Source organism: Okibacterium endophyticum (assembly GCF_054780075.1).
Window position 1 is genome coordinate 13,157 of the sequence record NZ_BAAGXA010000011.1, and the last position, 14,350, is coordinate 27,506.

General features: G+C 68.2%; 11 protein-coding genes. 5 read left to right on the plus strand and 6 right to left on the minus strand.

All coding sequences use genetic code 11. The features are described from left to right. The first annotated feature begins 53 nt into the window (after nt 1-53). Nucleotides 54-860, plus strand: coding sequence for a DeoR/GlpR family DNA-binding transcription regulator (locus ACYVF5_RS13790; RefSeq protein ID WP_460947373.1), 807 nt, complete (start codon nt 54-56; stop codon nt 858-860). Nucleotides 861-884: 24 nt separating this feature from the next. Further along, entirely contained in the window at nt 885-3,251 is a 2,367-nt protein-coding gene (locus ACYVF5_RS13795; protein ID WP_460947375.1) for a beta-N-acetylglucosaminidase domain-containing protein, read from the plus strand. 114 nt (nt 3,252-3,365) lie between these two features. Here the strand turns inward: ACYVF5_RS13795 and ACYVF5_RS13800 are convergent, their stop codons facing one another. Next, the gene (locus ACYVF5_RS13800) at nt 3,366-4,592 is read right to left on the minus strand and encodes a cobalamin-independent methionine synthase II family protein (RefSeq protein WP_460947377.1); all 1,227 of its coding nucleotides are present in this window, start codon (nt 4,590-4,592) and stop codon (nt 3,366-3,368) included. Nucleotides 4,593-4,835: 243 nt separating this feature from the next. Here ACYVF5_RS13800 and ACYVF5_RS13805 point away from each other — a divergent pair, with 243 nt between their 5' ends. Then, nucleotides 4,836-5,738, plus strand: a complete 903-nt coding sequence (locus ACYVF5_RS13805) for an alpha/beta fold hydrolase (protein WP_460947379.1) — start codon at nt 4,836-4,838, stop codon at nt 5,736-5,738. Nucleotides 5,739-5,793: 55 nt separating this feature from the next. Here the strand turns inward: ACYVF5_RS13805 and ACYVF5_RS13810 are convergent, their stop codons facing one another. Further along, a complete protein-coding gene (locus ACYVF5_RS13810; RefSeq protein ID WP_460947381.1) occupies nt 5,794-6,558 on the minus strand; it encodes a glycosyltransferase family A protein in 765 nt (254 codons plus the stop codon). A 218-nt stretch (nt 6,559-6,776) separates the two neighbouring features. Between ACYVF5_RS13810 and ACYVF5_RS13815 the strand changes: the two genes are divergently transcribed. Beyond that, nucleotides 6,777-7,748 (plus strand): DnaJ domain-containing protein, encoded by a 972-nt coding sequence (locus tag ACYVF5_RS13815; protein WP_460947383.1) that lies wholly within the window; start codon nt 6,777-6,779, stop codon nt 7,746-7,748. Between the two features lie 143 nt (nt 7,749-7,891). Here the strand turns inward: ACYVF5_RS13815 and ACYVF5_RS13820 are convergent, their stop codons facing one another. Continuing rightward, the gene (locus tag ACYVF5_RS13820) at nt 7,892-9,025 is read right to left on the minus strand and encodes an NAD(P)-binding domain-containing protein (protein ID WP_460947386.1); all 1,134 of its coding nucleotides are present in this window, start codon (nt 9,023-9,025) and stop codon (nt 7,892-7,894) included. A 146-nt stretch (nt 9,026-9,171) separates the two neighbouring features. Between ACYVF5_RS13820 and ACYVF5_RS13825 the strand changes: the two genes are divergently transcribed. After that, on the plus strand, nt 9,172-9,711 hold the full coding sequence (locus ACYVF5_RS13825; RefSeq protein ID WP_460947388.1) for a dihydrofolate reductase family protein: 540 nt from the start codon (nt 9,172-9,174) through the stop codon (nt 9,709-9,711). On the opposite strand, the gene ACYVF5_RS13830 is transcribed toward ACYVF5_RS13825, so the two are convergent. From ACYVF5_RS13830 to ACYVF5_RS13840, 3 genes are read right to left on the minus strand one after another with little or no spacing between them, the layout of a single operon-like run. Next, nucleotides 9,671-11,116, minus strand: coding sequence for an MFS transporter (locus tag ACYVF5_RS13830; RefSeq protein ID WP_460947390.1), 1,446 nt, complete (start codon nt 11,114-11,116; stop codon nt 9,671-9,673). The two genes, ACYVF5_RS13825 and ACYVF5_RS13830, sit on opposite strands and share 41 nt — an antisense overlap. A gap of 4 nt (nt 11,117-11,120) precedes the next feature. Beyond that, nucleotides 11,121-12,854, minus strand: coding sequence for a thiamine pyrophosphate-requiring protein (locus ACYVF5_RS13835; protein ID WP_460947392.1), 1,734 nt, complete (start codon nt 12,852-12,854; stop codon nt 11,121-11,123). Beyond that, nucleotides 12,854-14,344, minus strand: coding sequence for an aldehyde dehydrogenase family protein (locus ACYVF5_RS13840; RefSeq protein ID WP_460947393.1), 1,491 nt, complete (start codon nt 14,342-14,344; stop codon nt 12,854-12,856). Before ACYVF5_RS13840 ends, ACYVF5_RS13835 begins: the two co-directional genes overlap by 1 nt. Between the last annotated feature and the right edge of the window lie 6 nt (nt 14,345-14,350).

The window sequence follows — 14,350 nt, forward strand, 5'->3', positions numbered from 1 at the left end:
TCAAGTTTTGTTCTTCTATTGACAAACGCGGTCGGGCATCTTTGGATGGAGACGTGCGATACACCGAAGCCCCCGCTCGCCGAGCCGAGCTGCTCCGACGTCTCGAGGTCGCCGGCTACGTGGCATCCGCTCAGCTTGCCGTCGACTTCGGCGTGTCGGAGATGACGATCAGGCGCGACGTGCGTCAGCTGCAGCTCGACGGTCTCGCGCGACGTGTGCCGGGAGGCGCGACACTCGCGGGCGGAACCGGTGTGCCGTTCGACGAGCGCACGAGGGCGAGCACCGCAGACAAACACGCGATCGCCGCCGCCTGCGCTCCGCTCCTCGCCGGAGCGGCCACGATCGCGCTCGATGCCGGCACAACGGTGGCACCTGTCGCAGAGCTGATCGCCGCGGGCACAACAGTCGTCAGTCATTCGGTGCCGGTCATCACCGCGTGCGCCGAGCGCGCAGAGCTCGAACGGATCGACGTCATCGGCGTCGGCGGGGTGTACCAGCCAGACACACGATCGTTCGCCGGCCCGGCCGCGAGCGCGGCCATCGCGGCGCTCTCGTTCGACGTCGCCGTGTTGTCTGCAACGGCGGTCGATGCCGACGGGCTGATGTGCGCGAACATGCTCGATGCCGATATCAAAAAGCAGATGAGCAGCAGTGCGGCAACCACGATCCTGCTCGCAGATCACACGAAGCTCGTCACCCGTGCCCCGATCAGGGTGGCGCCGCTCTCGCTGATCGATGTGCTCGTCACCGACAGTCATGCGCCTGCCGAGCTGCTCGATGTGTTCAGGTCGGCCGGTGTGCGCGTTGTGATCGCAACGGACGTCGTCCTCGCATCCGGATCCGCCCTCGCGGCCCTCTGACTCCCTGATCGGAGGCCTTCCCAGATGATCGGCACAGTTCTTCCGCGACCCCGAGACCTGCGGATCGACGACCCGCACACCGTCGTCTCCCGCGATGTGCTCCTGCACGTGCTCACGGGAGCCGCGAGCGGGAGCGACGCCTGGGCCCTGCTCGCCGATGAGCGCCCGTGGGACCTGCCGTCAGAGGGCTACGTGCTGCGCATCAGCGCTGCCGGCGCTGTCATCGCGGGAGCTGACGACACGGGTGTCTTCAGGGGACGCGCTGTGCTCGAGCAGCTCACCGAGTCGGCCGAGGGCATCCACCCGCTCACCGTCAGGGACTGGCCCGAGCTGCGTCGGCGCGGAGTGGTCGAGGGCTTCTACGGGCCGCCGTGGTCGCACGACGACCGCGTCGACTTCGTGCGGTTCGCCGCCAGGGTCGGACTCAACGAATACGTCTATGCGCCGAAAGACGACCCGTATCATCGCGAGAAGTGGCGTGAGCCGTATCCGGAGCGAGAGCTCGACGAGATCCGGGAGCTGGTGGTCGAGGCCGAGAAGAACCGGGTGGATTTCGTGTATGCGATCTCTCCCGCACTCTCGATGAGGTACTCAGACGATGCCGAGCACACGAGCCTGGCCGCGAAGGCCGGGCAGCTGCTCTCTGCAGGCGTCAGGTCGTTCGCGCTGCTCTTCGACGATGTTCCCGGCGAACTCACCGACGAGGCCGATGTGAGAGCCTTCGGGGCGGATGCCGGTGCCGCCGGGCGCGCGCACGGGCTCGCGTGTGCGCGGTTCTGCGAGGGCTTTCTGCGTGCAGAGGGTGTGCAGACACCGCTGGTCATGTGCCCCACGGACTATGCAGGGTGCACCGACTCACCGTATCGGGCAGGTCTGCGCGAGACCCTTCCGGCAGACGCACTGGTGATGTGGACGGGTTCGGACATCGTTGTGGGAGAGGTCACGAGAGCAGACATCGACGCCGCCGCGGCGAGCTATGCGCGCCGGCTTGTGCTCTGGGACAACTTTCCCGTCAACGACTTCGATCGCAGTCGCCTGTTTCTCGGGCCGCTTCTCGGCCGGACAACAGATCTCGAGGGGTCGGCTCTTGTGGGGATCAGCTCGAACCCGATGGTCGAGGCGACGCCGTCGCACCTCGCGCTCGCCACCGTGGCCGACTGGGCGTGGAATCCGCCGGCCTACGACCCGCAGGACTCGGCTCGGCGCGCACTGCTCGCCGTCGCCGGGCAGCACGCGGGCAGCGTCGCCGAGGTGGTCCGGGTGAGCAGCTCCTGGCCACCGTCCGCGTCGCAGAGCGAACACATCGAACAGCTGGCAGAGGCGGCGCTCGCCGGGGACCAGGACGCGCTCTCCGGTCTGGAGGCGGCGCTCACCCTGCTCGCGCGCGCGGGCGACGGTGGCGAGGTGGACGGTGGCGAGGCCGACGGTGGCGAGGCCGTCGCCACCGATGCGGAGGAGGGCGAAGACGGCGGCCAGGCGGACGCCCTCGATCAGGACAGCACTGAGCACGACGCCGTCGAGCATCCGTTGACCGTCGCCATGCGTCCGTGGCTCGCCGCGGCACGTGACGCCGGTCGCGCCGGAGCACTCGCGTGCGCACTGCTCAGGCACATCGGCGAAGAGCACGAACAGGCGATCGCCGCCGAACGCGACGACGTCGCCGAAGCACAGGCCACGGCCGATGCCCATTACCCGAACGTGCTGCGGTCTGTGCTGCCCGCTTTCGTGCGCCGGGTTCTCGAGCGGGCGGGTGGTGAGCAGGCCGTCTCGGTCCACGCACACCATCGCGTGAGCGTGCTGACGGGCGAGAACAGGGTCCCTGGGGACCGGGACCTGTCCGAACGGCTCACCGCCCGTGGCTTCGACGTGGACCTCGTCGACGCGAGCGACGGCGTGCCCGCGGGCACCGCCACCGATCTGGTCATCGTGACGCCGGGAGCATCCGTCGAAGCGGCATCCGCTGCCGCCGGGCTCGCCGTTCCGCTTCTCGCCTGGGGCCGTCTCGACACGCTCGGCCTGACCACGGAATCCGGCACGCTTCTCGCGCAGGAGACCGTCGAGATCGTGGACCGCTCCCACGCTCTCGCTGCGGGCGTGTCGGGTGTCGTCAGGGTGTACCGAGGACCGGGAACGGTGACCTGGGGTTCGACTGCACCTGACGCATCCGTGATCGCGCGCACGACCGAGCGGGGCCTGCCCGCCATCGCGGTCTACCCGAGCGGCTCCAGACTGCCGGGCGGCCGCGTCGCTCCGGCGGACCGGGTGCTGTTCTTCTTCGGGTCGAACGGGCTGGCGCCGTGGCTCATCGCGCCAGAGGGGCACACGCTGTTCAACGCGGCCGTCGACCTGCTCATCGGAGCCGATGTCGCGCTGAGCCCTGCCTCTCAGTGACCTTTCCGGACAGAGGTGGCCGTCGCAACGAGCACCTCTGTCCGGAAAGGTCACCGAGAGCGGCAAAGCTCATCGAGAGCGGCTGAGGCCCGGCAGCCCCCGCCGTGCCGCGCGTCAGCCCCAGAGGCGCTCGGTGGCGATCGCCGCGCCGGCCGCAAGCGACTCGAGCTTCGCCACCGCGATCTGCGGGTGGATGCGTCCGCCCAGCCCGCAGTCCGTGGACGCGATGACGTTCTCTCGCCCGACGAGTCGCGCGAACCGCTCGATGCGATCGGCGACGAGCTCCGGATGCTCGACGACGTTAGTTGCGTGACCCACCACACCGGGCAGGATCAGCTTGCCCTCGGGAAGAACCGTGTTCTGCCACACCCGCCACTCGTGCTCGTGCCTCGCGTTCGCGGCCTCGAACGAATAGGCCCCCGCGTCGATGGTCAGCATCGTGTCGACGAGGTGCTTCATCTCGAGGTCTGTTGTGTGGGGTCCATGCCAGCTGCCCCAGCACAGGTGAAAGCGGATGCGATCGGCCGGCAGGCCGCGCAGGGCATGGTTGAGCGCCTCGACGCGGATGCGCGTGAACGACAGGTAGTCCTCGACCGACGGCTCTGGGTTGACCTGGTCCCAGTTCTCGGCGATCGAGGGATCGTCGATCTGCACGATCAGCCCCGCGTCGATGATCGCCGTGTACTCCTCGCGCAGTACGTCCGCCCAGGCCCAGATGAACTCTTCTTCTGTGGCGTAGTAGTCGTTGCCGATGCGGCTCGCCGAGCCCGGCGAGAGCGCCGTGATGAAACCCTCGTCGAGGCCGGCGGCGTCGAGACCGGCTTTGAGGTTGCGGATGTCGGTCGCCAAGGCATCCTGCCCCGTGTAGCGCAGCGGGCCGGTGCAGCTGGGGAAGGCTGTCGCATTCTTGCCGAGCGCGATCCCGCTCGTCGGGTCTTGGTACGCCTCGGCGAAACGAGTCCAGTCGCGGCGGTCGGCGAAGCTCGTCAACCGCACCTGCCCGGGTTCGCTGCGCACCGGCGCAGAGAGGATCGGGTTGAAGTCCGTGAGTTCGAGCCCGGCTGTGCGCTGGAACGAGTACGTCCACCACGCGCCGTAGTCGACGGCGCTCGACATGGCCTTGCCGTATTCGCCGTCGCCCGGCACCGTGACGCCGATCGACTTCTGCCTCGCGACGAGGTCGACGACGGCATCCGTCAGCAGCGCCTCGAACGCGGGTGTGCGCGTCAGCGTGAAGCCGTCGTCGCTGAACTCCCTCGCCTCGTTGGCCGCGATCAGTTCAGGCGTTCTGGGCAAACTGCCGGCGTGTGTGGTGAGAATCTGTTCGGTACTGGCGTGCATCGAGAGCTCCTTGAAACGGGAGTCACGCGGACTCCCGGTCGATATCGGAAGATCCGCAGCCGCTGCCACCGCATCCCGGCGAGCGGATGCTCTAAGGGCGAATGGCGGTGGCGCGAGGCTTCGCATAACGCTGCGTACCCGTTCACTCAACCACAGGTCACCCGCTTCCGTCGACTCGTGCCGTCACACCGGGTCACACCGGGTCACACCACGATCTGCGGCCGAAGGCTGTAGATTGGCGCCGTGTCAACGGATCTTACGGTCAAAGACGGGTCACTCCCCGACATCGACTGGGCGTTGGTTCCTCCGGGGATCACGATCGGGGTCTTCGACGCGCCCAGCGGACGACTGGCGACGGCGTCGATGGGCGACCCCCGTCATCCGCGTGTTGTTCTGGTGCCGGGGGTTACCGGCTCGAAAGAGGACTTCTGGTTCATGATGCCGCTGCTCGTCGCGGCCGGATACCACGTGCAGAGCTACGACCTGGCGGGGCAGTATGAATCGGCGGATGCCGGGCCCTGGCTTCTCGATCCCCCTCGCGAGCACTACGACTACGCGTTGTTCGTCGACGACCTGATCGCGTTCCTGCGCGCGGGCGAACCGGCGCACGTGCTCGGCTATTCGTTCGCCGGGATCGTGGCGCAGTGTGTGGTCGAGCGTGAGCCCGAGCTCGTGAGAAGCCTCACCCTGCTCTCCACTCCCCCGCTCTCTGGCCAGTCGTTCCGCGGTGTGAGGATCATCGGCGCGCTGAGCCGCATCGCGTCGCCCGCCGTGATCGCTGCACTGATGAAGTGGGGTGTGGTGAACAACCTGCACCGGGTCACCCCGATGCGGTTGACATTCATCCGCGATCGGTTCCAGCTCACCCGGCACGACTCCCACGTCGATGTGATGCGGCTGATGAAAAACGTTCCGAACTGCGACCGGGCGCTGGCCGAGAGCGGCATCCCGATCGCGATAGCCGTCGGCGACCACGATCTGTGGCCTCTGAGACTGCACCGCCGTTTCGCCCAGAGGATCGGGGCGAGCATCCACGTCTACCGCACGGGCCACAGCCCGTGTGAGACGGCTCCGCATCAGCTTTCGCGTGACCTCATCGCGCTGTGCGAGAAGGCGGCTGAGTCAGGGCCTGAGGTCGAGCGCTGAGGCTGAGCGCTGAGGCTGGGTTCTGAGGCGCGGAGCCTGACGGGTGCGCGGCCTGTTATGCGGAGCCGGGTTGCGCGTCTTGTGCCTGCGCCCGTCGGCGTTGTCTGCGCCTGGCCACCGGCGGATGCGTGCGCACACCGAGGGCGATCGTGGTGGCGGCCCACGCGATGCGCCTGGCGAACCCGGCGAAGGAGTCGAACGGCCGTGCCGAGATGCCCACGGCGAGGTCTCGGTCGTACACCACACGCATGTCGGGCTGAAGGGCGAAGCTGATGTCGAGGTCGTCGTGGACCTCGCGCCTTCGACGGTGCACCGATGTGCGGATGCGTGCCCAGGCATCCGCTGTGATGGTCATATTCGAGCCGAACAGCGGTGGATGCCCGAGCACGAGGCCCATCGACCAGAAATACCCGCCGATGTAGGCGATTCTCGCGATTCTGCGCACAACGGCGTTGCCGCCGTAGAAGTCGCCGGGGCCCGTGAGTGCGGCGATGCCGGGCTGCGCGATGAAGTGCTTCTCGACGCGCTCGAGCCAGTCCGGCGGCGGAACGGAGTCGGCATCGATGCGGGCGAAGAGGTCGCCCGTCGCGCTGTCGAAGCCGGTGGCCGTTGCGGCGAGGATGCCGTGCACCGGCTCGGTGACGACGCGGGCGCCGCCCCGCTGTGCGATCGTGGCGGAGTCGTCGCTCGAGTCGTTGTCGACGACGACGACCTCGTCTGCCCGCCGTGTCTGCGCGGCCAGGGCGTCGAGGCAGCTCTCGAGCATCCTGGCATCGTCGCGCACGGGTATCACAACAGAGATCCGCAGGGGTTCGTGCACGGCATCAGCCTATGGCGCGTGGTGTGCGTGCGGGGGGCGACGTGCCCGGCTCGGCTCACCGCGGAGCCAGACGCGTGTCATCGACCGCGGCACGCGGGGTGGCGTGCGCTTCTCGCGAACGCTGGCGTTCTCTGAATGCCTCTCCGGGTGTGTCACGGTAACGTCGAGTACACCCGACTTCGCGTCGATCCCCTGTTCGCCCTCCCGAGAGAGCCCGGATGCCTGAGAGTCCGATGTCGGCCACGCCGTATGAAGTGCTCGGTGTGCCGTCGTCAGCGAGTGCTGAAGAACTGCGTCGCGCCTACCGGCGCCGGCTTCGAGAGGCCCACCCGGACACCGGGGGAAGCGAAGCCAGGTTCCACGCTGTTCAACTCGCCTGGGAGCGCATCGGCACACCGGAGCTGCGGGCCGCCTATGATCGCGGGTCGGGCGCGGCAGGCGCGGCCGGTGCGACGATGTCGCGTGCGGATGCCTCCGGCGGCCAGAGCACATCGGCGTGGGCAGCACCGTCGTCTGGCGGCGCCTCCGCTCCCGGGCGACGGGACTCGCGGCCGAAGGCCCGCTCATACGGACACCCCGGCGGCTGGCGTCGGGAGCGGTTCCTCACCCTGATGCGCGAGTGGGTCGGTCGTGGTGTTCCGCTCGAGAACCCCTATGACCCCGCGCTCGTGCGCACGGCGCCTCGCGAGATCCGTCACATCCTCGCCGATGCCATCGCCGAAGAGGCGACGGCCACGGCACTCGCCGAGCTCGGCATCGGCTTCACGATCTGGCACGACGTCGCCACAGGGGAACCGGATCAGAAGATCGACCACATCGTGCTCGGCCCGAGCGGGCTGTTCGCGATCCTGTCCGAGGACTACGGCGAGCCCGTTCGTGTGCGTCGCGGCGAACTGATCGGCGACCCCATCGGCGCGTCGAAGCCCATGCACTCCCTCGCCCTCGGGGCTCGTTCGGTCGCGCGGTCGCTCAAGGTGAAGTTCACCGGTCTGCTGATCGTCCTCCCAGACGACGCGCTCGATCTGCCCTTCCAGGTGATCGGCTCCAGTCGCGGTGCGTCGACGGGCGTCGTGCAGCAGTCCCACCTGCCTGCCCTGCTGCGGAACGGGCTGCCGGACTCGCGGCGCACGGGTGGCACCGAGGCCTTCGACGTGCGCACCCGGCTGCAGAACGGCATCCGCTTCGTCTGAGCGGCCTCTGCGCTGAGCGGTCTCTGGGCCGAGCGGTCTCGTCACGCGCTACACCTTTTGCGACGCGCGCCCCTAGCTCGGGTAGCGCGTCACAAAAGGTGTAGCGCGCGGCGAAGTGAGCGGTGCGGGGGATGCGCGGCGACTCAGATGCGGGCTGGCGCATCGGACTCGGCGGGCACATCGGGGGCGGATGCCGCAGGGTCGCCGAGCAGGGCGACGATGCTGCGAACGGCATCCCGCCCCGCGCGAGTCGCCCCGATCGTCGATGCAGAAGGGCCATAGCCGATCAGGTGCAGCCTGGGCTCGGCCGCGACCCGAGTGCCGTTCATCGCGATGCCGCCTCCGGGTTCGCGAAGCCTGAGCGGCGCGAGATGGTCGAGGGCCGCGCGAAACCCGGTGGCCCACAGGATCACGTCCGCGTGCTGCAGGTGGCCGCCGGGCATCCGAATGCCGTCGCGTTCTATCCGCGTGAACATCGGCTGGCGATCGAGCACACCGCGGGCGGCTGCAGCACGTAGCGCCGGCGTCCACACGAGGCCGGTGACAGAGACGACGCTCTGCGGAGGAAGGCCATCGCGCACACGCTGTTCGACGAGCGCGACGGCGTCGTGGCCCGCCTGTGCGTCGAAGTCATCGTCACGCCAGACCGGTTCGCGCCTCGTGACCCAGGTCGTGGTCGTCACCTGCGAGATCTCGTCGAGCAGCTGCACAGCCGAGATCCCTCCGCCGACGACCACCACGTGCTGCCCCGCAAAGTCCTCTGCCGAGCGGTAGTCGGCCACATGAAGCTGACGGCCGGCGAAGTCGAACTGCCCCGGGTAGATCGGCCAGAACGGTTTCGTCCAGGTCCCTGTCGCATTGATGACAGCGCGGGCGGACCAGTCGCCGCGATCGGTCCGCACGAGCAGCCGCTCCGGATCGTCGTCGTGCCGCACCGCCTGCACCGACACGGGTCTGCGAACGCGCAGGTGCTGCTCGGCCTCATAGCGCGCGAAGTAGCGCGGAAGCATGTCTGCGCTCGGCTCGTTCGGGTCGACCTCTGGCTGAGCCATTCCGGGCAGGTCGTGGATGCCGTTGACGGTCGCCATGCGCAGCGAGCGCCAACGGTGCCGCCAGGCCCCTCCGGCGCCCTCTTCTGAGTCGAGCACCACAAAACTCGACGGGCCGGGCTCATCGTGCTCGCCGAGCGGGGTGAACCCCCGCCGTCGCAGGTGGTACGAGGCGGAGAGCCCGGCCTGACCCGCACCGATCACCACAACGTCGACGAGCTCGCCCATGCACACATCGTATGCGCGGCGGTGAACCCGATGTCGCCGCGATCACACCCGATGAGCCCGGATGCGATCGCGATCTCATCGCGATGCGCGGCATGCGGTCGAGGACGCTCTGTCGCGTCGCCTGCCGCCGGTGGTACGGTGCGTGCATGACGGCGTCGTTTGAAGCTTCTGTGTTCACCGCCACGAGTCTCGACGGATACCTCGCTCGTGCAGGAGGATCGCTTGACTGGCTGATGGATCGGGACGTTCCACCCGAGTCCACCGGGTGGAACGCGTTCTTCGAACCGATCGACGCGGTAGTGGTCGGCCGTGCGACGTACGACGCGGCCGCGGGCGTGGAGCCGTGGCCGTTCGCGGGCAAGCGGGTCCTCGTGCTGAGCCATTCCTTCGACGAGCTGCCCCAGCCGAACACGTCGGTGCGTCATGACCTCACCGATATCGTCGAAACCCTCGAGCGCGAGGGTCGCACTCGTGTTTATGTCGACGGCGGCCAGGCGATCACCGAATTTCTGCACGCCGGACTCGTGACGGACATCACTCTGACCGTGGCTCCTGTGCTGATCGGCGGCGGTATCCGGTTGTTCGGGCGGTTGACGAGCGACATCGACCTCACCCTTCTCGAGGTGCGCGATCTCGGTTCGGGCTTCACGCAGTCACGTTATGAGGTCGTGCGCGACTCGGTGTGAGCGGATGCCGCGTCGTCGGCATGCAGAGCGCCGCAACGAGGTGCACAAGCGCGAATCCCACGACCACCAGGAACACGGCGCTCCCGGTGGCCTGCATGGTCAGCGGATCCTGTTCGCCGGTGGCGACGCCAGGGTCGGCGGACAAGATGCTCTTCGCCACAGCTCCGAGCGAGGCCGCTCCGAGCGCCTGGCCGAGAGAGCGGAAGAAGGTCACCATTCCGGTGACCACGCCCCGCTGGTCCCAGGCGACGCTCTCTTGCAACGCGACGAGTCCCGGCACGGTGGTGAGCCCGAAGCCGATTCCCACCAGAGCGGCGAAGCCGGCGACGGTCAGGGCGGACGGATGGGGTGCGAACACCGCGAGTCCGGACCCGCCGACCAGGGTCACGCCGGCACCGAGCACTGTGGTGAACCGCAGACCGATCCTCAGGGAGAGGACTCCGGCGATCGCCGACGACACGGGCAACCCGATCGACATCGCTGCAACGGCGGCTCCCGCCAGAATGGGCGAGGTGCCCGCCGCCACCTGCAGGTAGGTCGGCACGAAAACGGTCAGCCCCACCATGATCGCGCCCATCATCAGGCCGAGCACCGTCATCACGATGATCAGACGGCGCCGGAAGAGCCCGAGCGGGATGATCGGTTCTGCCGCGAAGTGCTGTCGCACCAGGAACGCGACGAGCAGCGCGCCGCCGCCGCTGAAGATGAGCAGGCTCGTCGGTGATGACCACTCCCATGCGTCACCGCCTTCGAGCACACCCAGGATGAGCAGCGAGAGTGAAACGGTGAGCAGAACCGCGCCCGCATAGTCGACCCGGTGTCGTCGACGCTCGAACTGCTCGTGCACGCTCCGGTAGATCAGCCAGGCCGTCAGCGCACCGAGCGGGAGGTTGATCAGAAAGACCAGCCGCCAGGCATCCATCAGCGCGAAAACGCCGCCGATCGCCGGGCCGGCGACAGAGGCTGTCGCCCCGGTGACCGCTATGTAGCGCTGTACTCTGGCACGCTCCATCTTCGTGTAGATGTCGCCGATCACCGTGAGTGCCAGGGGCTGAAGCGACCCGCCGCCGATTCCCTGGACGACGCGGAATGCGATCAGCGACGGCATGTCCCATGCCAGGCCGCACAGCACGGAGCCGATCACGAAAACACACACCCCGAACAGCAGCAGGCGTCTGCGGCCGAGGGTGTCGGCGAGCTTGGAGAACACCGGGACCGTCACGGTCATCGCCACGAGATAGACCGAGAACAACCACGGGAACGACGAGAACCCGCCGATGTCCGCCACGATCGAGGGCACTGCCGTCGAGATGGCGGTCGCTGCGGCGCCCACCAGGAACGTGGCCACGAGCATGGCGAGCAGCGCCGGGCCCCGCGTCGACCGCAGTCCGATCCCGTCAGGCATGCGGCTACAGGATGTCTTCCGGCTGTCTCGAGATCGCCTCGAGGCGCACAGACACGACCGCCGGTGTGCCTGCGGCGACCTGTGCCAAGCCGTTGTGCAGCGCGCCCTCGAGCTCGTCGAACTCCGTCACGGTCACACCCCACGCGTTGCCCGCCGCTGCCGCGATCGCGGGGAAGTCCGCGCTCTGCTGCAGATTCACCCAGTAACGGTCGGTCCGGTCGGCCTGCTCGCCCTGGTGCTGACGCTTCAGGTTGCGCTTCGTCGCGTTCCAGCCGCCGTTGTCGAGGACGACGGTCAGCAGCGGGATTCCGTAGCGGTCGGCGATCCAGTACGTGGACGACGGCACGCTGAAGAAGAACGTGCCGTCGCCGACGATGCTGACCACCGTCCGATCCGCGGAGGCGAGTTTCACACCGAGTGCCCCGCCGCCCGACCAGCCCAGCGACGTGCCGCGGTTGCCGTAGACGGTGCCCGGGTTCTGCCTCGGCAGGTGCTTCCACACGGTCGGCGCCTCAGAGATCGCTTCGTTGATGACGATCGTGTGCTCGTCGACCAGGCCGCTGAGCACACGCGACACGCTGGCCGGCGTGAGGCGCTTCGCGGCGACGTCCTGTCGCGCTGCCGCGCCCCAGGTCTCGCGGGCCTCGCGGCCAGAGGCCGCAGCCGCGGCCGTGCGCCGCGTGCGCTCAGCGTCGGCGATCGCCGGAAGAGGCAGCCGCTCCAGGACCTGGTCGAGCAGCACGCCGCTGTTCGCCCGGATGAAGTGGTCGGCCGGGGCGTACCAGACGAGGATCGACTCCTGGAGCGGATCCTCGTTGATCACATAGATCTTCGTGTCTGTGCGCGGCCGGCCAGAGGCGGCCAGCCAGGGGACATCCGTGTCGAGCGCCACGATGACATCGGCATCCGCGATGAACGGGTGAGGATCGTCGCCGACGTGGAGCGGATGATCGTGGGGAAAACTCAGGACCTCGGCGTTGTACTCCACGATCGCGATGCCGAGCCGCTCGGCGACCTCGACGAGCTTCGCCACCGAGGACTGGGTGCGTCCGAGATAGCTCGTCACGAGCACCGGCGCCCGAGCCGCCGTGAGATCGGCGACGAGTTCGTCGACCAGGTCTGACGGCACCGCCGTCGGTACGACCGGCCGCCACTGGCGCGGCTCCACGTCTGGACGGGGAACGGCCTCGGCGAGCACCTCGCGGGCGCCCGTGAGATAGACCGGGCCTGCGGGGGCGCTCGCCGCCAGTTGCAGGCCCCTGTGCACCAGCTGTGGCACGTTCCTGCCGGTTCGGATGTCGTAGTTCCATTTCACGTACTGGCGCACGATCGCATGCTGGTCCGGGGCATCCTGCAGGTAGTTGATGTGCGTGTTCCTGGTTCCGGGGAGTTCGCCCTCGAGGGTGTACGGGGTGAGGCCGGCGAAGATGAAGACCGGCACCCGAGAGCGCGAGGCGTTGTGCACGGCACCGCCGAGGTTTGCCGTTCCCACGTCTGTGTGGATGAACACGGCCTGCGGTTCGCCTGTCACGGCGGCGTAGCCGTGGGCGGCGCTCAACGCGCTGTACTCGTGGGGGCAGATGATGACCGCCGGAGTCTCGATCCCCCGCTCGCGATCGGCGGCGAGCGCCTCGATGATGGCCGGATGGTCGCTGCCGAAGTTCGCGAAGAGGTACCTGACGCCGGCCTCTCGGAGTGCCTCGACGAGCAGGGCCGCTGCCGAGGCGAGCTCGGCCACTACGCACCGTCCACGGCAGGAAACCGCTGGGCGTCGATGCTGTGGAACTGCAGGTACTCGTCGATCCCGTACGGTGACGCCTCCCAGCCGATTCCGCTCTGCTTCCACCCGCCGAACGGGATCTTCTTTGTGCCGGTCGGCGAAAAGAGGTGGTTGTTCAGGATCGTCATGCCGGCCTCGACGCGGGACGCCACGGCGAGGGCGCGTTCGGTCGAACGGGACCAGACAGACGAGCAGAGCCCGTACTCCGTGTCGTTCGCCATCTCGATCGCCTGCTCCTCGGTGTCATAGCCGATCACCGGCAGGATGGGGCCGAACTGCTCGTCGCGCACCACCTCGTCGTTGTGCTCGGCATCGAGCACCAGCGCGGGCTGCTGGTAGTGACCGTCGCCCCATGACTCGGGGCTCAGCCTGCTGCCGAGCACACGCACGTCGCGCCCCTGCGCGGACGTGCGCTCGAGCAGCCCCTGTATCTTCGCGAGCTGGCCGGCGTTGTTCAGCGGTCCCATCGTGGCCCGTTCGTCGAGCGCATCGCCGACCACGATCCTGCCCACACGCTCGACGAGGCGACTCGTGAACTCTGCAGTGAGCGAACGGGGCACGTAGATCCGTTTCACGGCGAAGCAGACCTGGCCCGCTCGACGGAACGCGGACTCCACGATCCGCTCTGCAGTCACGTCGAGATCGGCGTCGTCGAGCACGATGGCCGGGTCGTTGCCGCCGAGCTCGAAGTGCACACCCGTGAGGGTGTCGGCGGCCTGGCGCATGATGTGACGGGCCGTCTCACCCCCGCCGGTGAACGAGATCTTGCGAACGCGCGGGTGACCGATGATCGCGCTTCCGACCTCACCGCCGCCGTTGACGACGTTCACGACGCCCGGCGGCAGGATCGACGCGGCGATGCGCCCGATCATGGTCACTCCGATGGGCGCGAGGGGCGACGGCTTCAGCACTATCGCGTTGCCGGCCGCAAGCGCCGGCGCGATCTTGTTCGAGGTGAGGATGAGCGGAGCGTTCCACGGCACGATGCAGGCCACCACGCCGAAGGGTTTGCGTTCCACCCGCACGAACTCACCGTTCGGGCCCGATGGATGCCGGTGCGGCGTCAGCTTCTCAACGAGATAGTCGGCCACCTCCCGGAAAGCCGCCGCGGCGCCGATCAGCTCGCGCCGGACGATCGGGCGGATGCTGCCGTTCTCGCGCGCAACCAGGGTGGCGAGCTCTTCTGCCCGCGCGTCGATCTCGTCTGCGATCTTCGCGAACAGCACGATCCGCTCCTCGGCGGATGTCGCCGCCCAGCCGGGTGCCGCGGTGGCCGCCGCGGCGACGGCGGCGTCGACCTGTTCGACGGATCCGTCGACGACGGTGCCGACGCGCTCGCTCAGTCGTCCGGGGTTCACCACCTCGATGACTCGTTCGCCCGGCAGCTCTCGGCCGCCGATCATCTGGCCGAGGTGCACAGGCTCACGCGTGCTTGTCGTGTTCGTCATGTCTCA

Coding starts and splice junctions, on each gene's coding strand:
- ACYVF5_RS13795 (WP_460947375.1), top strand. CDS start 885: ATGATCGGCACAGTTCTTCCGCGACCCCGAGACCTGCGGATCGACGAC.
- ACYVF5_RS13800 (WP_460947377.1), bottom strand. CDS start 4,592: ATGCACGCCAGTACCGAACAGATTCTCACCACACACGCCGGCAGTTTG.
- ACYVF5_RS13815 (WP_460947383.1), top strand. CDS start 6,777: ATGCCTGAGAGTCCGATGTCGGCCACGCCGTATGAAGTGCTCGGTGTG.
- ACYVF5_RS13820 (WP_460947386.1), bottom strand. CDS start 9,025: ATGGGCGAGCTCGTCGACGTTGTGGTGATCGGTGCGGGTCAGGCCGGG.
- ACYVF5_RS13825 (WP_460947388.1), top strand. CDS start 9,172: ATGACGGCGTCGTTTGAAGCTTCTGTGTTCACCGCCACGAGTCTCGAC.
- ACYVF5_RS13830 (WP_460947390.1), bottom strand. CDS start 11,116: ATGCCTGACGGGATCGGACTGCGGTCGACGCGGGGCCCGGCGCTGCTC.
- ACYVF5_RS13840 (WP_460947393.1), bottom strand. CDS start 14,344: ATGACGAACACGACAAGCACGCGTGAGCCTGTGCACCTCGGCCAGATG.